The sequence below is a fragment of the Clostridium estertheticum genome (assembly GCF_011065935.2).
GTDB lineage: Bacteria > Bacillota > Clostridia > Clostridiales > Clostridiaceae > Clostridium_AD > Clostridium_AD estertheticum_A.
In genome coordinates this window covers 3488165-3510311 of record NZ_JAAMNH020000001.1, presented here as the reverse complement: position 1 = coordinate 3510311, position 22147 = coordinate 3488165, and the positions used below count along the sequence as shown (strand labels likewise).

The window sequence follows — 22147 nt, the reverse complement described above, 5'->3', positions numbered from 1 at the left end:
TTTTAAATGAGATAAAAATAATATACGTATTATCATAATGAATGCTTATAATAATCCGTATACTATTAAAAATCAATAAATAGTTACCATATACTTAGAAGGTTGGCTTTTGAACATTAATTTTATTTATCATAAAGCCTGATGCGTAATCAAATTCACGCCACTTTTGAATTAAGGATTTATCACCTATGAAGGTTGATTCAATAGGTGCATTGTTATCTACAAGAAGACTGGAACTTGAGTTGAATAAGAATACTCCATCAGCACCAGCTTTATATACGGCGCAAGCTCGTAGCAAATACTGCTGGACATCTAAATATACTTTATTATTTACATATAATCCTTGCTTTATTAACTCTTCCTCTTCTTTTGTAATGTCATGTCCACTAACATCTGCAGAAATACCAATATATAATTGCACATTGGTGTTTTTTACCATATCTACATATGGTTTAATATTAAAATACTCCTCTCGACCAATACTTGAGGGTATTAATCTATTAAGCAAACCTTCTTTAATCCATGTATTAATATCATAGCCATATTTAATAGGTTCATTGTAGGGTACTCTTATGGTAATGGTTTTGTTTTTTGGTAGTTCACGCCTTAAACCTCGTAAAAATTCATTCATAATGAGTATTTTTTCTTCATTTGAAGTTTCTGGTCCGAAGATTGTAGGATATCTACAAAAATCTAATGTTATGCCTGAAACATTATTAAAAGAGGCTGATTCCAAAAGTATGTTTTTTATGTAAGCTCTAACCTCTGGGTACTTATAGTCTAATTCGTAGCTTCCAAGTTGAGTAAACTTATTATATTCATTATACATAGCACCATTTAAAAATCCGTAAATTAGTGGATTATAAAATGTATCCATTCTAAATGAGGCATTAACCTTCATTCCCTTCTCCTGTCCTCTATCAGCAAGGATTTCTAAAGGGGATTTTCCAGAACTTAAGATATTTAATATTTGATATTTTGCTAATTTATCACCATCTCTAAGTTGATCATCATATGCTTCTAGACCTTCAAAGGCATTGCCAGCATATTTACTATTATAATTTAACATACCTGTAGTTCCTAAACACCAATTTAATTCTCCAACATTTCTACCAGAAAGAATATCTACAGTTCTACTTTTAAGAGTTTCAATATTAGGATATGATCCATCGAAAAAAGCGGAATATCCATCAAGATCATATAGTACTGTTTTTTTATTCTCTGATTGTAGCCCATATATGGATATCTGCTCGTCGGTTAAACCTACTAGTTTAATATAAGCAATCCTGGCTCTTTGTGATGAGCTTGGGAAAATTTTAATTGAACTGCTATTAAAATTTGATATTATTGTAGATTTTTCATTAATAAACTGATCACCATATAACTCGTTCGAGGCAAGAGATATATCACCATTTATTTGGAGCATGGAAGAACCATCTGTTTGACCTATTTTAAAGCTTTCCGTACCTGTAACATACCCTACATAAACCCTAAACCAGCCATTTAGTTTTATGGGAATATTTATGGGAAGAGCATTTTCTACATTTTCAAGTATTGTTCCAGTCTTATTAGTGTCATAATCTGTGTAAGTCTCTAGTTCCCACCCTGAGTGCTGTGCATCATTTTGGTCGTTTGTAAGCATCTTATCCATTTTATTATATAAGTATACTTTTCCTGGCTGGGAGCTTATAGTTTGACCTGGCTCTAAATTAACTGTGGCAACATTAAGGTTAATAATTTTTGATATTTCATCAATTTTTTTATCTACTGCAATAACCGTAGCTACAACTTTCATTTCTCCAGATTGGGTTATATTATTGAGTGTAAAACTAATATTTTTATTGTCTAGTGTCTTTGTATCCTCAGCTACAATTTTATCGTTTTTGTATAAGCTACATTTAATTATATAATGCTTTTCCAGTATAAGCTTCTCATCTTCAATATTCATAGATATGGAAGCATTTACAGTTTGTTTATTTTCATCGGCAATTACAGTAAAGTCTTTTATCGTTAAAGATTTTGTTATAGCAAAATTTTCTATATATATTTGATTGATGCCAGTAGTTGCATCAGTCATATCATTATATAAAATAACCCTATCATTAAGGCCAGTACTTACTAATTCTGGATCATAGAAGTTAGCTATATTATTTCCATCCAGTAATATGGAAATGGTATTATTTCCATTATTTTTAATAGACCATCTATGAATATTATCATCCTTAGGCAAATAGGCATCAACAGTTTGAAAAGAACCATCTCCTGAGGCTTTATTCATTAAGTTTATTTTTATTTTGTTATCTGAGTCTTTGCTATTAAAGCTTAAGCGGTATCTTTTATTATTAGCAATTGCATCTATTGCAAAGCCTCTCCAACCTGAATTTTTACTTGGAGTTTGTAAATCCACCATTTTAGCATCAAATTCTATATTGAAAGGTCCAGCTCCTATTTCTACGTTTTTACTTAGTTGCATTATTGAATTTTGTGAGCTATTATAAAATAAATATTGTTCATATGGAACATTAGTAATATATTTATTATGCTCACTAAAATCGGATATAAATGATTGCTGTGAATTATCAAGACTTTTACTCCAGCCACTATCAAATATGCTACTACAGTTATCATTAAAAATAACCTTAAGGTTTTCATTGTTTTCTACAAGTACATTATTATTGATTTTAAAATTCATTTGTATGGGTTCCTGCAATTTCATATTGTCTTTTGAATAAATGTCTGTAGCAATTTTCAATGTATACATTTTTCCAAGGGTATATCCTTTTGCTGGCGGCTTAATTATAATAGATTGCATATCTTTTCCTAGTTCTAATTTTGTATCAATTATGGTTCCCACACTATCTACTATAGTTATAGATTGCTTTAATGCGTTATCATATTTAAGTTCTTTATTAAACTGAATATTCCAGACTTTATTTGCGCTAACTACTTCATCATTCCTAGATTCAAATGCATATGAAGTATGTGCAGATAATAACAGAACACAAAATACCAATAAAACAAATGCGTTTTTTAATAATTTTTTCATCTCTTGTAAATCCCCCTCTGCTTATACTTACTTTTACTTTCTCAATTATTTTAACACAATTGTTATAATTTTATAACAAGATTGGAAAATTTTAATTTTATTCAAAATTGTAAACTGTTCCTAATATTTTATTTATACAAAAGTAATAAAACATAATTGTTGTATTATTTTTCAAAATATGATAAAATAATAAAAAGATATTAATTATTAATGGACAATTAATATAAGCTGAATTTGAATTTTTAATAGTATATTGAGGAGGAGATAATAGTGAACAATCAAGAACTAATGATTATAAAACAAGCAATTATAAACGAGGTAGAAGGATATGAATTTTATAATATGGCGGCAAGTAATTCTAATTCTACAGAAGTGAAAAATGCTTTTTTAGAACTTGCTGAGGAAGAAATGCAACATGTAGTTTGGCTAAAGGACTTGTTTAACAAGGTTAAAGCTGATAATATGGTGGATTTTCAAATGGCATTAATTCCTGAACCAACTTCTCCAGCAATTTTTAAATGGGAGAATATTGATAGAAAGGATGCTGGCATTGCAGTATCTGCTTTTGGCATTGGAATACAGATGGAAAAAGCATCAATAGAATACTATACAAAGGCTGCTAAAGAAACTGAAATTAAAGAAGCCAAGGAATTATTTAATATTTTAATCAAATGGGAAACAATTCATTTATATAAATTTTCATCACAGTATGAGGAGCTAAGAGAAGAATGGTGGTCAGAGCAAGGTTATGCACCATTTTAAATAATTCTTATATTAATATTTATGATTTACATCAATATAGCTTTATATGTTTAATTAAAGGAAGAAGGTATTTATGTTTAATAAATAAACATAAATACCTTCTTTTTTTACAATAAAGTGTAAAATTTCTATTTTGAAAATAATACTATAAAATATAGTTTAATAGTTAAAATCCACTAAAAGTAAATGTATATCATTTGATAAGCATAGTAAAGTAGTAATACAGCAAGTAAACCTACTATAACCCAAAGGACCATAAGCCTGTAATCTCTATTTTTGGGCTTTGGGGTTTTAATATCAACATTTTTACTAGTAGGTTTATTAATTTCAGCATGTATTATTTTTTTAAAATCATCATCCATTTAATACACCTCATAAATTACTTACTTATATATATTAACCATAGGCAAATTAATATTCCAAATATAAAGAAATATTTTAACCATAATGATAAAACCACCAATCTATTTAATAGAGCGGTGGTTTTTTATGGGGGGGGATAGAAACAAACAAATAAGTAATTAATAATATGAAAAATATTACAATTAATGTTACTTTAATATATATTATGGGGATTTCATTAAAAGGTTACTATATTTTACAGTATATATAAAATAAATATTCTTTATTATTATATGAAAAAACATTATAAATAATGCTACTAGGTATAATAATTCTTAAATAGACAGAAAATAAAAAAGAATATATTTTAATTTGAAAGGAGTTTTAAATATGCCAGATCATCAACATGTTGGAGGTAGTAAAAATAGTAATATTAATGTTAAACGTGACAATATAAGTAGACCTAAGAAAAGTAATGGCGATAAGAAAAAACCACCACTGTATGAAAATTTCAATGGAGAAACTCTTGAGTAGATAATATAAGTAGTGATAGTATTGCAACTTATTCAAATGAATTTGCAGAAAAACTATTGTAAAACAAACGCCATTTTAAGGAGGGTAATAATATGCAAAAGGGTAAAAAAAGTGAGGCTAATAGTCAAGAAGTAAATATTGGGACTAAAAGAACAGAGCCTAGTGATAAACAAAAGGAGCAGAAGAAGGAAAGAAGGAATTAAAATAAAATTTTGGATGATAGTTACATTTTATTTTAAACTTTAAAGTATACATCTGTATATAGAAAAGGAGCGTGATTTGATGGCAAATCAAACAGAACAGTTTATAAGTGAAGGCTATAAGATAATGAAGTTTGAACGTGATATTGATAAAGTTACTGGTGAAGAAATAGGAAAGGTTGAAGTAAAAGCGTTAGATGGCCATAGGCAGTATATAACTTTAGATGGTAATGGTGCAGATGAAATAGAAAAGAATTTATTTGAATATTTAAAGAGTAAATAATTTGAATAGTTATGCTGTCATATTCATGAATGATTATGTCATATTAAAAAATATATATTGTAATAATTATTCATTATAATGGCAATGATGTAAATAAGATATACTTGTAACAAGGAGTATATCTTATTTTCTTTTATTACCAGGTACAAAATTTTAAAATAAGAGATGTAATTGTTATAAATATATTGTAAAATAGAGTTTGTTTGTCCCAGAAAAATTATATTTAATTTTAAGACTAAATATTAGGAGGAATTTCAAATGAAAAAAGTTGCGGTTATATTTAATGGCGGCACAATAGCTATGACGGTTGATCCAAGAATAAAGGCTGCAATCCCAACACTAAGTGGAGAAGAAATAATGTCTATGGTTACGGGAATTGAAAATTATGCACAAATAGAATCATATACTTTTTCAAGTCTACCAGGACCTCATATGACTCCAGAACTCATGATGGAACTATCTAAATACATACAAAGTTTCCTACTTAGAGAGGATATATGTGGAGTTGTAGTGACTCATGGTACAGATTCACTTGAGGAAACCGCCTATCTATTGCACCTAACTATAGATAATCCAAAGCCTGTAATTGTTACTGGTTCAATGAGAAATAGTTCAGAACTTGGGTATGATGGACCAGCAAATTTATCAGCATCTATTTGTACTGCTATTTCAGAGGAGGCGCGCAATAGGGGAGTACTCGTATGCTTAAATGATGAACTTAATTGTGCTGGTGAAGTCACTAAAGCACATTCTATGCATCTAAATACTTTTCAGAGCCCAGAATTTGGTCCCATAGGGATTATCGACAATAATGAAGCGATATTTTATAGGGATAGTTTAAAAAAAGAACATATATTAACTGAAAAAATAGAAACTAGGGTAGATTTAATAAAAGCTTGTGCTGGAATGGATTCGAAATTAATTGATTTTTGTGTGGAGCAGGGTGCAAGAGGGCTTGTTATTGAAGCTATGGGAAGAGGAAACATTCCACCGAAAATGGCAGAAGGAGTAAAAAAAGCTATAAAAAATGGCGTGGCAGTAGTTATGGTATCTAGATGTTTCAAAGGAAGGGTATTAGATTCTTATGGGTATCCTGGTGGTGGGAAAGAGCTTAGAAACGCTGGTGTGATTTTCGGAGATAGCCTTCCAGGTCAAAAGGCTAGAATTAAACTTATGCTTGCACTTGCTAGTACCACAAACTTAGAAGAAATTGAAGGTATGTTTGAAAGAGGACGATATAAAAGCCGAATATAGTAAAGAAATTTAATTTAAATATTCGTGATGGCATTGACGGAAATATCTTTTTTTGATATTATGTTTGTGAAAAGGAAATACCCACTAATGATAAATTGTTAATCATTACCCAAGCTATAATAAAATACAGAATAGGGGATAAATATGAAATCAACAAAAGATAAGGTCGAAAATTCAATATTTGAAAAACTTTTTAAACTAAAAGAAAATAATACATCGGTAAAAACAGAAATACTTGCAGGTATAACTACATTCATAACTATGGCATATATTATATTTGTAAATCCTAACATTCTTAAATTTGCTGGAATGAATCTACCCGGAATAAAGGGAGATGGCGCAGCAGCCTTTAATGCTCTAAATGATCCAATTGTAGCATCAGTTTTTGCAGCTACATGTCTTGCAGCGGCAGTGGGTACTTTTGTAATGGCGTTCTACGCTAATCTGCCTTTTGCACAGGCACCAGGCATGGGACTCAATGCATTCTTTACATATAGCGTATGCTTAACCCTGGGATATACGTGGCAACAAGCATTAGCAGCAGTTCTTTTGTCTGGAATTTTATTTATAATAATAACGCTTACTTCAATACGAGAAAAAATAGTTGATGCATTACCTCAGAATTTAAAACTTGCTATTTCAGGTGGTATTGGTCTATTTATAGCACTTATCGGTTTTAAAAGTGGTGGTATCATCGTAGGAAGCAAAGAAACTTTAGTAACATTTGGTAACTTTACCAATCCAAGCACAATAGTGGCATTAATAGGTATAACTGTTACGGCAATACTTATGGCCAGAAAAGTAAAGGGCTCTATATTATTTGGAATAATTATAACTTCAATAGTAGGAATTCCTTTTGGAATTACTAAACTCACAGGGGTTCAAGTATTTAGTGCACCTCCATCTCTTGCTCCCACATTTATGAAGTTTGACTTTGCAGGTCTTTTAGGGGCAGGTGCATCTAAGGGAGTATTTTCAGCAATAGTAAGTGTAATAATGGTTGTAATAACTTTTAGCTTAGTAGACCTGTTTGATACTATAGGAACACTTGTAGGAACAGCAACAAAAGCTAACATGCTGGATGAAACTGGTAGAGTGAAAAATATGAAAAAGGCATTGATGTCAGATGCATTAGCTACTACAGCAGGCGCATTCATGGGAACAAGTACTGTAGTAACTTATGTTGAATCCACAGCAGGAGTTGCAGAAGGCGGAAGAACAGGTCTTACATCAGCCACAGTGGGAGTATTGTTTTTATGTTCATTATTCTTTAGTGGACTTGTAGGAATAGTGCCAGCTGAAGCTACTGCTCCAGCACTTGTAATAGTTGGGGTACTTATGATGAGTGCAGTGACTAAAATAGACTTTGAAGATTTTACAGAAGCTCTTCCAGCATTCTTTACTATAGCAATAATGCCTTTTAGCTATAGTATAGCAAATGGTATAGCGGCAGGAATTATTTTTTATCCAATAGTAAAAGTTGCAACAGGAAAATACAAGGAAGTAAGTCCTATAGTTTACGTTTTAGCAGCATTATTTATAATTAGATTTATCATATTACCTTAAGTCATAGCATGATATGAGTGTACAAGGATATATACTTATTACTAGTAAGAAGAGTTCAATATGTACTCTTCTTTTTTCTATTATAAATAAAGTACTGTAACAAAGTTAATACCGCCCGAATAAAATAATAAAAAATTGTATAAAGGGTGATATTATGAAAATAAATAATAGAATAACTAATATTAATGAATATCATTTTAAAAAAATTGAAGACATGAAAAATCAAGCACTTCTCACCGGAAAAAAAATTATTGACTTTAGTATTGGAGATCCAGATTTAGAAGTTCATTCAAAGATTACAGATGCCCTAATAGATGGATTAAAAGATTATAGGTATAATAATTATCCTCCTTATGATGGCACAATTGAACTTAAAAAAGCTGTTATACAATACTATAAACAGGCCTATTCTGTAAGTCTAGACTTAGATGAGGTAATAATTCTTATAGGCTCAAAAGAAGGTATAAGCAATATCATTCCAGCAGTATGTGATGTAGGAGATGTTGTAATAGTGCCAGAACCTGCATACCCTGTTTATAGTATTTGTTCGAAACTATGGGGCTGTATACCTTATACGGTACCTTTAAAGCGAATCAATGGATATATGTTGGACTTTACTACTATTCCAGAAGAGATAATTTCTAAAAGTAAACTTATTTTTATAAATTATCCAAATAATCCAACTGGTGCCGTTGCAAGCTGTGAGTTCTATAAGCGTATTATAAAGTTTTCTTATGATAATAATATTGTTTTATGCAATGATTCGGCATATAATGAGATAATTAAGGCAGATAAGAAAGCTATTAGTCTTATGCAATTTGATATAAAAAGGAAATGTGTGGAGTTTGGAACACTATCTAAAACATACAATATGACAGGATATAGAATAGGATATGCTGTAGGTAATGCTAAAGTAATAAATGCTCTTTTAAAAGTGAAAAGTAATTGTGATTCTGGGCAATTTATTCCAGTGCAAAAGGCCGCCGTTGCTGCTCTTAACCTAGAACGGGATTATGTTTACAATATACGTAAAATATACGATGAAAGGCGAGAAGCTGCTAAAAGTATTCTACTACAAAAAAACATTAATTTTTTTGATGCAGAAGGGACTTTTTATTTGTGGTGCAAAACACCTGAGAATTATACAACTAATGAGTTTTGTGAAGAGATGCTTACTAATAATGGAATTGTGGTTACACCAGGGAATGCTTTTGGGAAACTTGGGTATGATTATTTCCGTATAGCACTTACAAAAGATGTGTTTATTATTAAAGAAGCTTTAAAATCTCTAAATAAATGTGGTGATTAATATTATTATTGGTATAATATAAGTTATATAGGAAATATTTTAGTATAAGTGAGAACTATTTTTAAAATACATTAAATTACAGTGCCACAGTATTTTTTTAAATAAAAATCCTGGTAAAAGTGACAACTTATAATTTTAACTTGAAATTATAGTGATAGTTTATGTATAATTATAAGGGTTCACAATGAACATTGGAAGGATGCGTTGTTATGATTAGGAGTATGACTGGGTTTGGGAGAGGGAACTGCGAAAAAGATGGTAAAAGTTTTACCATTGAGATTAAAAGTGTTAATCATAGATATTTCGAAACTAATATAAGAATGCCTAGAGTATTAATAGCTTTTGAGGATAAAATCCGAAAAATAATTGGCGAAAAAGTAAAAAGAGGCAAACTTGATGTATTTGTAACTCAAGGTAATTATGATAAGGAAGACGCTTACGCTAATTTGAATGAAAAATTAGCTGAAAGTTATATAAAGTGCTTCCAAGTTTTAAAAGATAAATATAATCTAGAAGGCGATATATCAGTCTCTCAAATAGCTAGATTACCTGAGGTAATAACTCTTAAACAAAAGGAAGAAGATATCTCAGAAACCTTTGAGCAGATTGAGGAATCACTAAATGAAGCCCTTGAAGCTCTTCTTTTTATGAGAGAAAGGGAAGGCGAAAAATTACTAGAGGATGTTATAATTAAATGTGATTTTATAAGTGGCTTAGTTCAAAAGGTTAAGGAAAGATCGCCCTTTGTTTTTGACGAGTATAAAGGCAAACTTACTCAAAGGTTAAATGCTCTGCATAAGGAAGTTGAATTTGATGAGAATAGAGTTGCCATGGAAGTTGCAATTTTTGCAGATAAGGCTGGAATTGATGAAGAAATTGTAAGACTTAATAGTCATATACAGCAAATGAGAGAGACTCTAGTAATAGATGAACCAATAGGAAGAAAACTTGATTTTATTATTCAAGAAATGAACAGAGAAACTAATACTATAGCATCAAAAGCAAATGATTTAGAAATTTTAAATACAGTAATTAACATGAAAAGCGAAATAGAAAAAATTAGAGAACAAATACAAAACATAGAATAAGCAGGAGGCGCGCGATGAGTATAAAATTGATAAACATAGGTTTTGGGAACATTGTTTCAGCAAATAGATTGGTAGCCATAGTCAGCCCTGAATCAGCACCAATTAAAAGAATAATTCAAGAAGCAAGAGATAGAGGTATGCTAATTGATGCTACTTATGGAAGAAGAACCAGAGCAGTTATTATCACTGATAGTGATCACGTTATTTTATCAGCGGTTCAACCTGAAACTGTTGCACACCGTTTATCTGTTAAAGATGAGGAACATATAGATGAGGTTGAGGAATAATGACGAGTAGAGGGCAGCTCATTGTTATTTCAGGGCCTTCTGGTGCTGGTAAAGGAACTGTATGTAAGTCTATTATAGAAAAAAATAATTTTTGGATTTCAGTGTCTGCAACTACAAGAAGTCCAAGAAGTGATGAAATAGATGGCGTAAATTACTATTTCATAACCAAAGAAAAGTTTTTAGAAAGAATCGCGTCAGGGGATTTTCTTGAATATGCAGAAGTTTATGGAAATTATTATGGAACACCTAAATCAGAAGTTTTAAAAGTATTAGATAATGGCCAAGATGTAATACTTGAAATAGATATTCAAGGTGCTCTTAAAGTAAAAACAGCTTATCCAAATGGTTTATTTATTTTTATTCTTCCGCCATCTATGGAGGAATTAAAAAATAGAATTACAAATAGAGGCAGTGAAACGCCAGAGTCTTTAATTACAAGATTTACGTCAGCACATAAAGAAATTAGTTTTGTATCAAAATATGATTATGCAGTTGTAAATGACACTGTAGCCTGTGCCTGCGAGAAAATTCAAAGTATTGTAATTGCAGAAAGATGTAGAGTAGATAGAATGAATGGAGATTTTCTAAAGGAGGAAATAATTAATGAATAATTCAATGATAAACCCATCAATAGTAAATTTATTAGAGAGAGTTGACAACAGGTATTCACTAGTTGTAGCAACATCAAAAAGAGCAAGACAAATAATAGAAGGTCAAAGTCCACTTGTACATGTGGATTCAACTAAGCCTGTTACTATAGCTATACATGAAATTTATGAAGGAGCTATTGTGGCTATTACAACAAAAGAAGGAATAAAATAGTATGGAAAATACAAAAACAGTAATTATTGGTGTAACTGGGGGGATAGCGGTATATAAGGCATTAGATGTTATTAGTAGATTAAGAAAAGAAAATGTTTCCGTACATGTTATCATGACTAAAGCGGCGTTGGAATTTGTTAACCCCATAAGCTTTCAAGCACTAAGTCAAAACATGGTTATTCATGACATGTTTGAAGAGCCTAAAGCATGGGAGATACAACATATATCTCTTGCTAAAAAAGCTGATTTGTTGGTTGTAGTTCCAGCAACTGCCAATATAATTGGTAAAGTTGCAAATGGCATTGCAGACGATATGCTTACCACTACTATTATGGCAACTGTGGCACCGGTGATTTTTGCCCCTGCAATGAATGTAAATATGTATAATAATAGAGTAGTACAAGATAATATTCAAAAGCTTGTGACTTATGGGTATGATTTTATAATGCCCACCTCAGGAAGACTTGCCTGCGGTGACATAGGACAAGGAAAATTAGCACCAACTGAAGATATTTTTGAAATAATTATGAGTAATTTGTATCCAATAAAAGATATGCTTGGCATTAAAGTTTTAGTTACGGCTGGCCCTACAATTGCACCTATTGATCCTGTAAGATTTATAACAAATAGATCATCAGGAAAAATGGGATATGCAATTGCGAGAGAAGCTGTAGATAGAGGAGCAATTGTAACTTTAATATCTGGTCCATGTCATGAAAAAGTACCCTTTGGCGTCAAGATGATAAATATAAACACTAATGAAGAGATGAGGGTAGCTTGTTTAAATAATTATGAAGAGAGTGATATAGTTATAAGTGCAGCAGCTGTAGCTGATTATAAGCCTAAAGTTTATAGTACCTCTAAAATAAAGAAAAGTGAAAATGGATTAAACTTAGAATTTGTACGTGATAATGATATTTTAGAGGAGTTAGGATTACATAAGAAAAAGCAAATATTAGTAGGTTTTGCAGCAGAAAGTAATGATTTACTCCAAAACGCAAATGCAAAACTGCTTAAGAAAAATTTGGATTACATAGTTGCTAATGATATATCAGCATCAGATGTTGGTTTTGGAACTGATGATAATAAAGTAATTATTTTAAGTAAAGATAACAGCCCAATAGCAATAGATAAAATGTCAAAAAAACAAGTCGCTAGGGAATTGTTTAGTTTAATAAATAAAAAGCGCTAATGCGCTTTTTTATATTATAGAAAATTATAAATTAAAAGGGTGATTGTGTGTATCAGTATGCTGGAGTTGTGGTTAATAACGATTCTGTTCAAGTGGATAAGGTTTTTACATATAAGATACCTATTAGTTTAATAGGTAAAGAACTTTTAGGATTTAGAATTAAAGTACCATTTGGCAGAGGAAACAAGACATTGGATGCTTTTGTATTAGAACTATATGAACAATGTGATAATGTGAATAGAATTAAGGATATAGCTAGTATATGTGATGAAATGCCACTGCTTAAAATAACTGATATTGAACTTGTAAAGATTATGAAAAAAAAGTATCTGTGTACATATTTAGAGTGCATAAAAGTTATTATTCCAAGAGGCATAACAAAAGGTATAAAAAACAAGACCGCTCAAGTGTTAACTGTATGCAAAGAGCTAGAAGGCAAATTTTTGAATGAACCTTATAAAGACATTTATGAATTAATAAAATTGAATAATATGAAATATAATAAAAATGAATTCAGTAAAAATTTCAATCAATCACTGTCCTCAATAAATACCATGATTAAATATGGATTTTTAGCCACGCAAGAGGTTATAATTAATAGGTATAATGAAGAAAACTATTCTAGATACGAAGAAAAAATATTAAATGATAAACAACAAAAGTCCGTAGATTTTATAATGAATTCTGATAAGAAAAAATTTCTAATGCATGGAGTTACAGGTAGTGGAAAGACTGAAATATATATGAATTTGGTTAGTTATATGCTAAAAGATAATAAACAATCTATAATTTTAATACCAGAAATATCACTAACGCCTCAAATGGTAGAGAGGTTCAAAGGCCGTTTTGGACGTGATATAGCAGTTTTCCATAGTAGGTTATCAGATGGTGAACGTTTTGATGAATGGATGAGAGTAAAGCTTGGAAATGTTAAAATTGCCATTGGGGCAAGATCAGCCATATTTCTGCCTTTTGAAAACTTAGGATTAATTGTTATAGATGAAGAGCACGAATTAAGTTATAAATCGGACATGGATCCCAAGTTTGATGCTCGTGAAATAGCCTATATGAAATGTGAGCTAGATAATTGCAAATTATTACTGGGTTCTGCTACACCATCTATTGAAAGTTATTATAGGGCTTCAATAAATGAATTAGAATTGATTACTATTAATGACAGGGCGGATGGCGCGGCCATGCCAAAAGTGGAGATTGTTGACATGAGGGAAGAGCTCATGAATAATAATCGTTCAATATTTAGTAAGTCATTATATGAAGGTATTGTTTGCGCTCTAGAAAAACATGAGCAGGTGATACTATTTTTAAATAGGAGAGGTTTTTCAACCTTTGTGTCTTGTAGAAAATGTGGATATGTTTTTAAATGCAAAAAATGCGATATATCATTAACATACCACAATTCAAGTGAATATTTAACTTGCCACTACTGTGGAGAGAAAGAAAGAATTAGTAAAACCTGTCCTAGTTGTGGAAGTACCTATGTAAAGTATTTTGGGGTTGGAACGGAAAAAATTGAACAAGAAATTAATAGAATTTTTCCAAGTGCGAAAACTCTTAGAATGGATTTTGACACAACACGGAAAAAAAATTCTTATGAATATATATATAATACCTTTAAAAACAGGCAGGCAGATATTTTAATTGGAACTCAAATGGTGGCTAAAGGATTAGATTTTGAAAACGTTACATTGGTAGGAGTAATCGCTGCAGACTTATCATTAAATTTGCCTGACTTTCGGGCCTTCGAGCGTACATTTCAACTTCTAACTCAAGTTTCCGGAAGATCAGGTAGAGGTAAAAAAGAAGGCAGCGTGGTTATTCAGACATATAGTGCAGATAACCCCACTATACAATATGCAGCAGCTAATGATTATGATAGTTTCTATAAAAATGAAATTATGGTGAGAAAAGCTATGGACTATCCACCTTTTACGAGAATCCTAGTTATAAATATGAGTTCTGAAGATGAAAAATTGTTAATAGAAAGTATACAGAATGTTGGCGTAAATTTAAAATATAAGCTTGAAAATAATGATAAAATTACATTACTTGGACCCTGTCCTTGTGGAGTTTCTAGAATTAAAAATTTCTACAGGTGGCAAATTATCATTAAAGGAAATATTGAAGAAAATATTGCAGAAGATATAAAAAATTTAGTTTATGAATTAGTTAAAAATGTTTATAATAGTATAAGGGTTAGTATAGATATTAATCCAAGCAGCATGTTTTAACTGAAGTCTTTAATATTTCAGCTTCGCAGAAGATGATATGATGACATTTAAAAATAGTGTAATGTAATTACGAGGAGGTTTTTTGTATGGCTATAAGAACTATTAGAACCTATGGCGATGAATTATTAAGAAAAAAAAGCAGAGTGGTAGAGGGAATTACACCAAGGATATTATTGTTAATTAAGGATATGAAAGAAACTATGTACAATTCTAAGGGGCTAGGCCTTGCAGCTCCACAGGTTGGCATTTTAAAAAGAATAGTTGTTATCGATGTTGGAAATGGACCTATGGCACTTATTAATCCAGAGATTTTAGAAATGGAAGGTTCAAATATATCTCATGAGGGCTGCCTTAGCATACCAGGGGTACAAAAAAATGTAGAGAGGCCAGAAAAAGTAACAGTTAAGGCCTTAACCGAAAATGGGGAAGAGATAGTAATGCCTGGAGAAGGACTGCTTGCAAGAGCCATCTGCCATGAGATTGACCACTTAGATGGTATTTTGTTTGTAGACAAAGCAATAGATGACGAGGAGAAATAATATGAAGATAATTTTTATGGGTACACCAGAATTTTCTGTGCCATCCCTTTCTAGACTTATAGATGAATTTGAAGTTTCTGCAGTTTTTACTCAACCTGATAGACCTAAAGGTAGAGGTAAAAATCTGGCTATGTCACCGGTTAAACAATTAGCAACTTCCTATAATATACCGGTATATCAGCCTTTAAGACTTAAAAAAAATGAGGAAATGATAGAGCTTATAAAAAACATAAAACCAGATTTTATAGTAGTAGTAGCTTTTGGGCAAATCCTTCCAAAAGAAGTATTAGACATTCCTAAATATGGATGTATAAACTTGCATGCATCATTATTACCAAAATATAGGGGCGCTGCTCCTATAAATTGGTGTATAATTGATGGAGAGAATAAAAGTGGAAATACAACTATGCTCATGGATGTTGGTCTTGATACAGGAGATATACTTTTAACCGAGGAAATAGACCTAACTAGTGATATTACTGCAGGTGAATTGCATGATATTCTGATGAATAGCGGTGGTGAACTTTTAATTAAAACAATAAATGGTATAGTAAATAATGAGATAAAGAAAGTTAAACAAGAAAATGATGTTAGCACTTACGCGTCTATGCTAGGCAAGGACATGGCTAACATAAATTGGGAGCATAGTAGTGTGAGTATTCATAATTTCATAAGAGGATTAAATCCATGGCCTATTGCATATACTCATTATGAGAATATGGTAATGAAAATATATAAATCAAGAGTTTTAAACGAAGAGTCTAATAAGTGCATTGGAAGTATTATAGAGGTTTCAAAAGAGGGATTAAAGGTATCAACTGGCAGTGGTGTTTTGCTTATTGAAGAGATACAATTCCCTGGTAAAAAACCACTAAAAGTCAAAGATTATATAGTAGGAAATAAGATAGATGAAGGTGTAGTTTTAAAATAAAGAGAGGTGATTAAATATGTTGTTTTTTGATAGTACAATGATTATATTAGTCCCAGCTATAATTATTTCAGCCTTGGCACAGCTTAAAATAAAGTCCTCTTTTAGTAAATATTCAAAGGTAAATAGTGCAAATGGTTATACGGGGGCACAAGTAGCTAGAATGCTACTGGATGATGGTGGTCTTTTTGATATACCGGTAGAAATAGTACGTGGAAAGCTTACTGACCATTACGACCCTTCTAAACGAATTATGAGGCTCTCAAGCGAGGTTTATAATGGGACTTCTGTAGCAGCTATAGGGGTCGCGGCCCATGAGACAGGGCATGCGCTGCAGGATAAAGAACATTATGCACCTTTAAAAATAAGGAACGCTATAGTGCCAGCAGTTAATTTTAGCTCAAATGCATCCTGGTTATTGTTTTTAATAGGAATAATTTTAAGTGTTCCAATATTAGTAAATATTGGTATTGTGTTATTTTCAGCCGTGGTAGTATTTCAGTTAATTACCTTACCAGTTGAATTTAATGCATCAAGTAGAGCGCTAAATATTTTAGAATCTAGAAGTATACTTTATGGAAATGAAATAAAAGGAGCCAAATCAGTGCTCAGTGCTGCTGCTATGACATACGTAGCTGCAACACTTATGGCGATTTCCCAGCTTATACGTCTCATTTTATTAAGTCGCGATAGATAAAATCAAATAGAAAATTGAGGTAATAACATGAATAATAGTAGACTAGCAGCAATTGTAGTTATTGAAAAAGTAATAAATGAAAATGCGTATTCTAATATAGTTTTAGGACTGGAACTTAATAAATCGGAATTAAATGATAAAGATAAAGCGCTAGTTACAGAGATAGTTTATGGTACATTAAAATATAAATATACAATTGATAAAATTTTGAGCAGCTTTATAAAAAAAGGCTTCGAATCCATAGACAGTTTTGTTTTAAACATATTAAGAATATCCATTTATCAAATTAGGTATTTAGACAAAATCCCAAGCTTTGCTGTGGTTAATGAGGCTGTAAATTTAACAAAAAAGATGAGTAATGTAGGAGCATCACAATTTGTTAATGGGGTACTTAGAAACTATCTAAGAGACAGTACTGCAGTGTACTATAATGAAAAAAATGATATTGAAAGATTATGCTTTGAGTATTCCTTTACTAAGGCTTTGGTTAAGCTGTTTATAAAGCAATATGGTCTTGCTTCCGCTGAGGAAATTCTAAGAGGTTTAAATTATAAACCTGATGTTACAGTTAGAGCTAATACTTTGAAATTAACTTATGAAGAAATATGGGAAAAACTTATAGAAAATGGGTATAATATAGAAAAGGGCTACGCGTTTCCCTGCGCTATAAGAATTATTAAAGGGAAAAATATAGAGAATAACCTTTTATTTAACGAAGGTAGCATAACAGTTCAGGATGAAAGTGCAATGCTTACAGCACCTTCTATGGACCTAGCGCCAAATCTAGAAGTATTAGATCTTTGTAGTGCGCCAGGTGGAAAGACAACACATATTGCAGAAATTATGAAAAATACAGGGCACATTTCTGCATTTGATATCCATAAAAACAAGTTGTCCTTAATAAAAGAAAATTTGAATAGAATAGGAATTACAAATACAACTTGTGATGTTATGGACGCTACGGTTTATAATCCAAATCTTTTGGAATCAGCAGATAGAGTACTTATGGATGTACCTTGTTCTGGGCTTGGAATTATTAGAAAAAAACCTGAGATAAAGTGGAGTAAGCATATAAAGGACATAGAAGATATAGTCCATACACAAAGAAAAATAATGGAGAATGCTTCGAAATATGTAAAAAAAGGTGGGGTGCTTGTATACTCAACATGCACCCTTAACAAAGAAGAAAACGAAGGTAATATTGATTGGTTTATAGAGAACCATCCAGATTTTAAGATTCAGCCAGTATTTTATGGTGATCTCAAAAATATAAACTATAGTAATCTGGGGTATGCAACTATATTACCAAATGAGTACATGGATGGTTTTTTTATAGCCAAAATCATAAAATTATAAAATGGTGGTAGGTGTATATAATGACAAATATTTTAGACTTAAATTTAGTAGAGCTAAAGCAATGGATGAAAAGTAATTTCGAGAGTGAATTTAGAGCTAAACAAGTGTCAGACTGGATTTATAAGGGGATTTGGAAATTTGAAGATATGAATAATATTCCACAAGGTACAAGAGAAAAGCTTGAAAGTAATTTTTATATAGGAATACCAGAACTTGCATGTGAATATACTTCAAAAATAAACGATACAAGAAAATATCTTTTTGAACTAAATGATGGTAATTTAATTGAGTGCGTTGTTATGAAATATAAACATGGAAATTCTATATGCATCTCCACTCAAGTTGGATGCAGGATGGGATGTAAATTTTGTGCTTCTACTATTGGGGGTATGATTAGAAACCTAACACCAGGAGAAATGTTGTCTCAAATAATGAAATCACAGAATCTAATTGGTGAGAGAATTTCTAATGTTGTGCTAATGGGAAGTGGGGAACCCTTTGATAATTTTGAAAATGTAATAAAATTTCTAGACATTGTTAATTCAGAAAATGGACTTAATATTGGTCAAAGACATATAACTATTTCTACTTGTGGTATTGTACCAAAAATAAAAGAATTTGCAGATATTGATTTGCAAACTACCCTGGCTATTTCACTTCACGCAGCTACTGATGAAATTAGAATGAAGAGCATGCCAATTGCAAATAAGTATTCTATTGCAGAAATTATTGATGCATGTAAGTACTACATAAATAAAACTAATAGAAGAGTAACTTTTGAATATGCTCTTGTAGCGGATCTTAATGATAGTTTGCTAGATGCGGAAAAGTTAAGTGTGCTTCTTTCGGGCATGTTATGTCATGTTAATTTAATTCCAATTAATGAGATACAAGAGAATGAACTTAAAAGATCTTCAAATGATGCGGTTTCTAAATTTAAGAGTGTACTTGAAGCTAATAATATTCAGACAACAATAAGGCGTGAAATGGGCCTGGATATTAATGCAGCATGTGGACAACTTAGAGGAAGCTATATTAAAGGAAATGAGGGGGTGTAGAAATGCTGGGGGTTTTATCTGATGTTGGAAATGTTAGAAAAACAAATGAAGACTCTGTAGGTTATTTTGAAGGCAGTGATTTTGACATTTATGCTGTAGCAGATGGTATGGGAGGACACAATGCAGGAGAAGTTGCAAGTGAACTTGCTATTAAGGTTATACTAGAATATGTGAAGCAGAATCAGCATGGCATGGATTTAAAAGAAGTGCTTTCTGAGGGAATAAAATCTGCGAATAAGAAAATTTATGAAATGGCAAGTGAGAGTGATGCCCTTAGTGGCATGGGTACAACTATAACAATTTGTTTTAAAAAGCAAGATAAAATGGTTGTGGCAAATGTAGGGGATAGTAGTTGTTATGTCATCGATAGTAATAGAAAATTATTAAAAATCACAAGAGACCATTCACTGGTACAACAGCTTTTAGATAATGGGACTATAACTGAAGAAAAAGCTAGAAATCATCCAAATAAGAATATTATTACAAGAGCACTTGGAACAAATGAGGAAGTAGAAGTTGATTTATTTGATGTGGATTTGAATAGTATAATTAAATGTATTTTATGTACAGATGGGCTTACTAATGATGTGACTTATGAAGAAATGTATGATATTATTATGGAAAATGACAATGATTCTAGCTGCAAAATGTTAGTGGATTTAAGCAAATCTAAGGGCGGAAGAGATAACATATCAGTTATCGTATTTGAAGGAGAGTGCAGAGATGATAGGAACCATATTAGGGAGTAGATATGAACTCCTAGAAAAAATTGGAGAGGGCGGAATGGCAATAGTTTATAAAGCTAAGTGTCATTTACTTAATCGTTATGTTGCTGTAAAAATACTAAAAGAAGAATTCTCAAATAATATAGATTTCATGGAAAAGTTTAAAAAAGAGGCTGCATCTGCAGCTAGTCTTTCATCAAATTATATAGTTAATATTTATGATGTTGGACAAGAAAGAGACATTAACTACATTGTAATGGAGTATATAAAAGGTAAAACACTAAAGCAAATTATACTTCAAAATGGTAGTATGAATAATAGTCAGGTAATAGATTATGGTATCCAAATTGCAAAGGCACTTGAATGTGCTCATAAGAATAACATTATACATAGGGACATAAAACCGCATAATATATTAGTGACTGAAGATGGAACCGTTAAAGTTACGGATTTTGGCATAGCAAAAGCTTCTAGTTCTGTAACAATAACTAATACTAGTACAGTAATGGGATCAGCTCATTATTTTTCACCAGAACAAGCTAAAGCGAGCTTTGTAGACTGCAGAACGGATATTTATTCTTTCGGAATAGTGCTTTATGAGATGGTTACAGGGAGAGTTCCTTATGATGCAGAAAGTCCTGTATCCGTAGCCTTAAAACATATACAAGAACCAGTGGTGCCTCCTAAGGACATAAATGACAATGTTCCTGAAAACCTAAATAAATTAATATTAAAAGCAATAGAGAAGGAACCAATAAAAAGATATCAAACTGCCAATGAAATGATTTTAGATTTACAAAGGATACAAAAGAATAGTGAGTATACTATAAGATCAAATAATAATGAAAATGAATATACTAGAGTTATGGCACCTGTAAATGCAGCTGATTATGAAAAAACTGATGTTTCAAAAAATGAAAACAAAAAAAATAATAAAACAAAGATAATAGTATCTGTTGCAGTAATTTTATTAATTGTACTACTGAGTATTGCAGGCTTAATATATAAAGGTATTTTTGCCGGTAATAGTAAAGGAGTGCCTGTAGAGAAGCTAGTTGTGCCTAAAATTTTAGGGCTTGATAAAGGCGAAGCAAGAACATTAGTTGAAGGAAAGCATCTGACTTTTACGGAAATTGGAGAAGAAAATAATGACAAACCCAAAGGTACGGTGCTAGAGTGTTTTCCTCCTGAAGGAACAGAAATAAAAACTAATGGTGAAGTAAGAGTTAGGGTGAGTAAAGGGCTAGAGACTTTCACAGTTCCTTATGTTAAAGGATATGATAAAATTACCGCTAAAGCTATGATTGAACAAAACGGTTTGGTATTAGGCAATGTTTCAGAGGAGTTCAGTGATTCCATTGCTAGTGGTATAGTAATAAGTCAGGATCCCAATGTAGATAGCACAGTTCAAAAGGGTGATAAAATAAATTTAGTTATAAGTAAGGGAGCAAGCATTAAATATACAGTGGTGCCAGATTTAACTGGACTATCTCTAAACGAGGCGCAACGATCATTGCAAAGTTCAAATTTAAAAGTAGGTAATACAAAAGAAATAGTAACTAGTGATAAATCACAGGGTGGTAAAATTTTCAGTCAAACAATTGCAGCAACTACAAAAGTGGAGCAAGGCAATTTAGTGGGATATAGTTATTATACTTATAAAGAACCTGTAAAAGAGCAATTTGAGGTTCCAAAGTTTATAGGTAAAACAGTTAAAGAAGCAAAAGATTATGCTACATCATATGATATAACTATATCGGTTAATGGTAATGATGCAGATATCATTGATAAGCAAGATAAAGCGCCAGGGAGTAAGGCCGATGTTGGAGATACTATTACACTAACATCAAAGCCGGCAACACCTCCAGTAACACCACCAGTTACTCAATAAAATTTAAATATATTTGAAA

General features: G+C 31.5%; 21 protein-coding genes. 19 read left to right on the top strand and 2 right to left on the bottom strand.

The window, feature by feature from the left end; genetic code table 11:
- Positions 1–94: 94 nt before the first annotated feature.
- Positions 95–3046, bottom strand: coding sequence for a hypothetical protein (locus G9F72_RS16700; RefSeq protein WP_164955767.1), 2952 nt, complete (start codon positions 3044–3046; stop codon positions 95–97).
- A 270-nt stretch (positions 3047–3316) separates the two neighbouring features.
- Between G9F72_RS16700 and G9F72_RS16695 the strand changes: the two genes are divergently transcribed.
- Complete coding sequence (locus G9F72_RS16695) at positions 3317–3808, top strand: ferritin family protein (protein ID WP_164955766.1); 492 nt, start codon at positions 3317–3319, stop codon at positions 3806–3808.
- A 176-nt stretch (positions 3809–3984) separates the two neighbouring features.
- Here G9F72_RS16695 and G9F72_RS16690 read toward each other — a convergent pair whose 3' ends face one another.
- Positions 3985–4170 carry a hypothetical protein gene (locus G9F72_RS16690; RefSeq protein WP_164955765.1) on the bottom strand — a complete coding sequence of 62 codons (186 nt, stop codon included), beginning with the start codon at positions 4168–4170 and terminating at the stop codon, positions 3985–3987.
- A gap of 370 nt (positions 4171–4540) precedes the next feature.
- On the opposite strand from G9F72_RS16690, the gene G9F72_RS16685 reads away from it, so the two are divergent.
- The 18 genes from G9F72_RS16685 to pknB all read left to right on the top strand — a co-directional run bounded on the left by G9F72_RS16685 (position 4541) and on the right by pknB (position 22128).
- The gene (locus G9F72_RS16685) at positions 4541–4684 is read left to right on the top strand and encodes a hypothetical protein (protein ID WP_164955764.1); all 144 of its coding nucleotides are present in this window, start codon (positions 4541–4543) and stop codon (positions 4682–4684) included.
- A gap of 282 nt (positions 4685–4966) precedes the next feature.
- Complete coding sequence (locus G9F72_RS16680; protein ID WP_164955763.1) at positions 4967–5167, top strand: hypothetical protein; 201 nt, start codon at positions 4967–4969, stop codon at positions 5165–5167.
- Positions 5168–5425: 258 nt separating this feature from the next.
- A complete protein-coding gene (locus tag G9F72_RS16675) occupies positions 5426–6421 on the top strand; it encodes an asparaginase (protein WP_164955762.1) in 996 nt (331 codons plus the stop codon).
- A 144-nt stretch (positions 6422–6565) separates the two neighbouring features.
- A complete protein-coding gene (locus G9F72_RS16670) occupies positions 6566–7987 on the top strand; it encodes an NCS2 family permease (protein WP_164955761.1) in 1422 nt (473 codons plus the stop codon).
- 154 nt (positions 7988–8141) lie between these two features.
- Positions 8142–9296, top strand: coding sequence for an aminotransferase class I/II-fold pyridoxal phosphate-dependent enzyme (locus tag G9F72_RS16665; RefSeq protein WP_187356027.1), 1155 nt, complete (start codon positions 8142–8144; stop codon positions 9294–9296).
- A gap of 209 nt (positions 9297–9505) precedes the next feature.
- The gene (locus G9F72_RS16660) at positions 9506–10384 is read left to right on the top strand and encodes a YicC/YloC family endoribonuclease (RefSeq protein ID WP_164955760.1); all 879 of its coding nucleotides are present in this window, start codon (positions 9506–9508) and stop codon (positions 10382–10384) included.
- A 14-nt stretch (positions 10385–10398) separates the two neighbouring features.
- Positions 10399–10671 carry an extracellular matrix/biofilm regulator RemA gene (gene remA / locus G9F72_RS16655; RefSeq protein ID WP_124998964.1) on the top strand — a complete coding sequence of 91 codons (273 nt, stop codon included), beginning with the start codon at positions 10399–10401 and terminating at the stop codon, positions 10669–10671.
- On the top strand, positions 10671–11282 hold the full coding sequence (gene gmk, locus G9F72_RS16650; RefSeq protein WP_164955759.1) for a guanylate kinase: 612 nt from the start codon (positions 10671–10673) through the stop codon (positions 11280–11282). Before remA ends, gmk begins: the two co-directional genes overlap by 1 nt.
- Positions 11275–11493 (top strand): DNA-directed RNA polymerase subunit omega, encoded by a 219-nt coding sequence (gene rpoZ, locus G9F72_RS16645; RefSeq protein ID WP_164955758.1) that lies wholly within the window; start codon positions 11275–11277, stop codon positions 11491–11493. Before gmk ends, rpoZ begins: the two co-directional genes overlap by 8 nt.
- Position 11494: 1 nt before the next feature.
- The gene (coaBC, locus tag G9F72_RS16640; RefSeq protein WP_164955757.1) at positions 11495–12685 is read left to right on the top strand and encodes a bifunctional phosphopantothenoylcysteine decarboxylase/phosphopantothenate--cysteine ligase CoaBC; all 1191 of its coding nucleotides are present in this window, start codon (positions 11495–11497) and stop codon (positions 12683–12685) included.
- A gap of 47 nt (positions 12686–12732) precedes the next feature.
- Positions 12733–14934, top strand: coding sequence for a primosomal protein N' (priA, locus tag G9F72_RS16635; RefSeq protein ID WP_164955756.1), 2202 nt, complete (start codon positions 12733–12735; stop codon positions 14932–14934).
- Positions 14935–15020: 86 nt separating this feature from the next.
- On the top strand, positions 15021–15473 hold the full coding sequence (gene def, locus G9F72_RS16630) for a peptide deformylase (protein WP_164955755.1): 453 nt from the start codon (positions 15021–15023) through the stop codon (positions 15471–15473).
- A 1-nt stretch (position 15474) separates the two neighbouring features.
- Positions 15475–16404: a methionyl-tRNA formyltransferase gene (gene fmt, locus G9F72_RS16625; RefSeq protein ID WP_164955754.1), complete on the top strand. Its 930-nt coding sequence runs from the start codon at positions 15475–15477 to the stop codon at positions 16402–16404.
- Positions 16405–16420: 16 nt separating this feature from the next.
- Positions 16421–17098, top strand: a complete 678-nt coding sequence (locus G9F72_RS16620) for a zinc metallopeptidase (protein WP_164955753.1) — start codon at positions 16421–16423, stop codon at positions 17096–17098.
- A 27-nt stretch (positions 17099–17125) separates the two neighbouring features.
- A complete protein-coding gene (rsmB, locus tag G9F72_RS16615) occupies positions 17126–18454 on the top strand; it encodes a 16S rRNA (cytosine(967)-C(5))-methyltransferase RsmB (RefSeq protein ID WP_164955752.1) in 1329 nt (442 codons plus the stop codon).
- A gap of 20 nt (positions 18455–18474) precedes the next feature.
- Entirely contained in the window at positions 18475–19512 is a 1038-nt protein-coding gene (rlmN, locus tag G9F72_RS16610) for a 23S rRNA (adenine(2503)-C(2))-methyltransferase RlmN (RefSeq protein WP_164955751.1), read from the top strand.
- 2 nt (positions 19513–19514) lie between these two features.
- Positions 19515–20261 carry a Stp1/IreP family PP2C-type Ser/Thr phosphatase gene (locus G9F72_RS16605; protein WP_164955750.1) on the top strand — a complete coding sequence of 249 codons (747 nt, stop codon included), beginning with the start codon at positions 19515–19517 and terminating at the stop codon, positions 20259–20261.
- Positions 20236–22128, top strand: a complete 1893-nt coding sequence (gene pknB / locus G9F72_RS16600; protein ID WP_164955749.1) for a Stk1 family PASTA domain-containing Ser/Thr kinase — start codon at positions 20236–20238, stop codon at positions 22126–22128. Before G9F72_RS16605 ends, pknB begins: the two co-directional genes overlap by 26 nt.
- The last annotated feature ends 19 nt before the right edge of the window (positions 22129–22147 follow it).

Bases quoted from the DNA above. Each gene is read 5' to 3' on its own strand.
- rpoZ (WP_164955758.1), top strand. From the start codon at position 11,275: ATGAATAATTCAATGATAAACCCATCAATAGTAAATTTATTAGAGAGA.
- rsmB (WP_164955752.1), top strand. From the start codon at position 17,126: ATGAATAATAGTAGACTAGCAGCAATTGTAGTTATTGAAAAAGTAATA.
- pknB (WP_164955749.1), top strand. From the start codon at position 20,236: ATGATAGGAACCATATTAGGGAGTAGATATGAACTCCTAGAAAAAATT.
- G9F72_RS16660 (WP_164955760.1), top strand. From the start codon at position 9,506: ATGATTAGGAGTATGACTGGGTTTGGGAGAGGGAACTGCGAAAAAGAT.
- G9F72_RS16665 (WP_187356027.1), top strand. From the start codon at position 8,142: ATGAAAATAAATAATAGAATAACTAATATTAATGAATATCATTTTAAA.
- gmk (WP_164955759.1), top strand. From the start codon at position 10,671: ATGACGAGTAGAGGGCAGCTCATTGTTATTTCAGGGCCTTCTGGTGCT.
- G9F72_RS16620 (WP_164955753.1), top strand. From the start codon at position 16,421: ATGTTGTTTTTTGATAGTACAATGATTATATTAGTCCCAGCTATAATT.
- G9F72_RS16670 (WP_164955761.1), top strand. From the start codon at position 6,566: ATGAAATCAACAAAAGATAAGGTCGAAAATTCAATATTTGAAAAACTT.
- G9F72_RS16690 (WP_164955765.1), bottom strand. From the start codon at position 4,170: ATGGATGATGATTTTAAAAAAATAATACATGCTGAAATTAATAAACCT.
- fmt (WP_164955754.1), top strand. From the start codon at position 15,475: ATGAAGATAATTTTTATGGGTACACCAGAATTTTCTGTGCCATCCCTT.
- coaBC (WP_164955757.1), top strand. From the start codon at position 11,495: ATGGAAAATACAAAAACAGTAATTATTGGTGTAACTGGGGGGATAGCG.
- G9F72_RS16685 (WP_164955764.1), top strand. From the start codon at position 4,541: ATGCCAGATCATCAACATGTTGGAGGTAGTAAAAATAGTAATATTAAT.
- rlmN (WP_164955751.1), top strand. From the start codon at position 18,475: ATGACAAATATTTTAGACTTAAATTTAGTAGAGCTAAAGCAATGGATG.
- G9F72_RS16680 (WP_164955763.1), top strand. From the start codon at position 4,967: ATGGCAAATCAAACAGAACAGTTTATAAGTGAAGGCTATAAGATAATG.
- G9F72_RS16605 (WP_164955750.1), top strand. From the start codon at position 19,515: ATGCTGGGGGTTTTATCTGATGTTGGAAATGTTAGAAAAACAAATGAA.
- def (WP_164955755.1), top strand. From the start codon at position 15,021: ATGGCTATAAGAACTATTAGAACCTATGGCGATGAATTATTAAGAAAA.
- G9F72_RS16675 (WP_164955762.1), top strand. From the start codon at position 5,426: ATGAAAAAAGTTGCGGTTATATTTAATGGCGGCACAATAGCTATGACG.
- G9F72_RS16700 (WP_164955767.1), bottom strand. From the start codon at position 3,046: ATGAAAAAATTATTAAAAAACGCATTTGTTTTATTGGTATTTTGTGTT.
- remA (WP_124998964.1), top strand. From the start codon at position 10,399: ATGAGTATAAAATTGATAAACATAGGTTTTGGGAACATTGTTTCAGCA.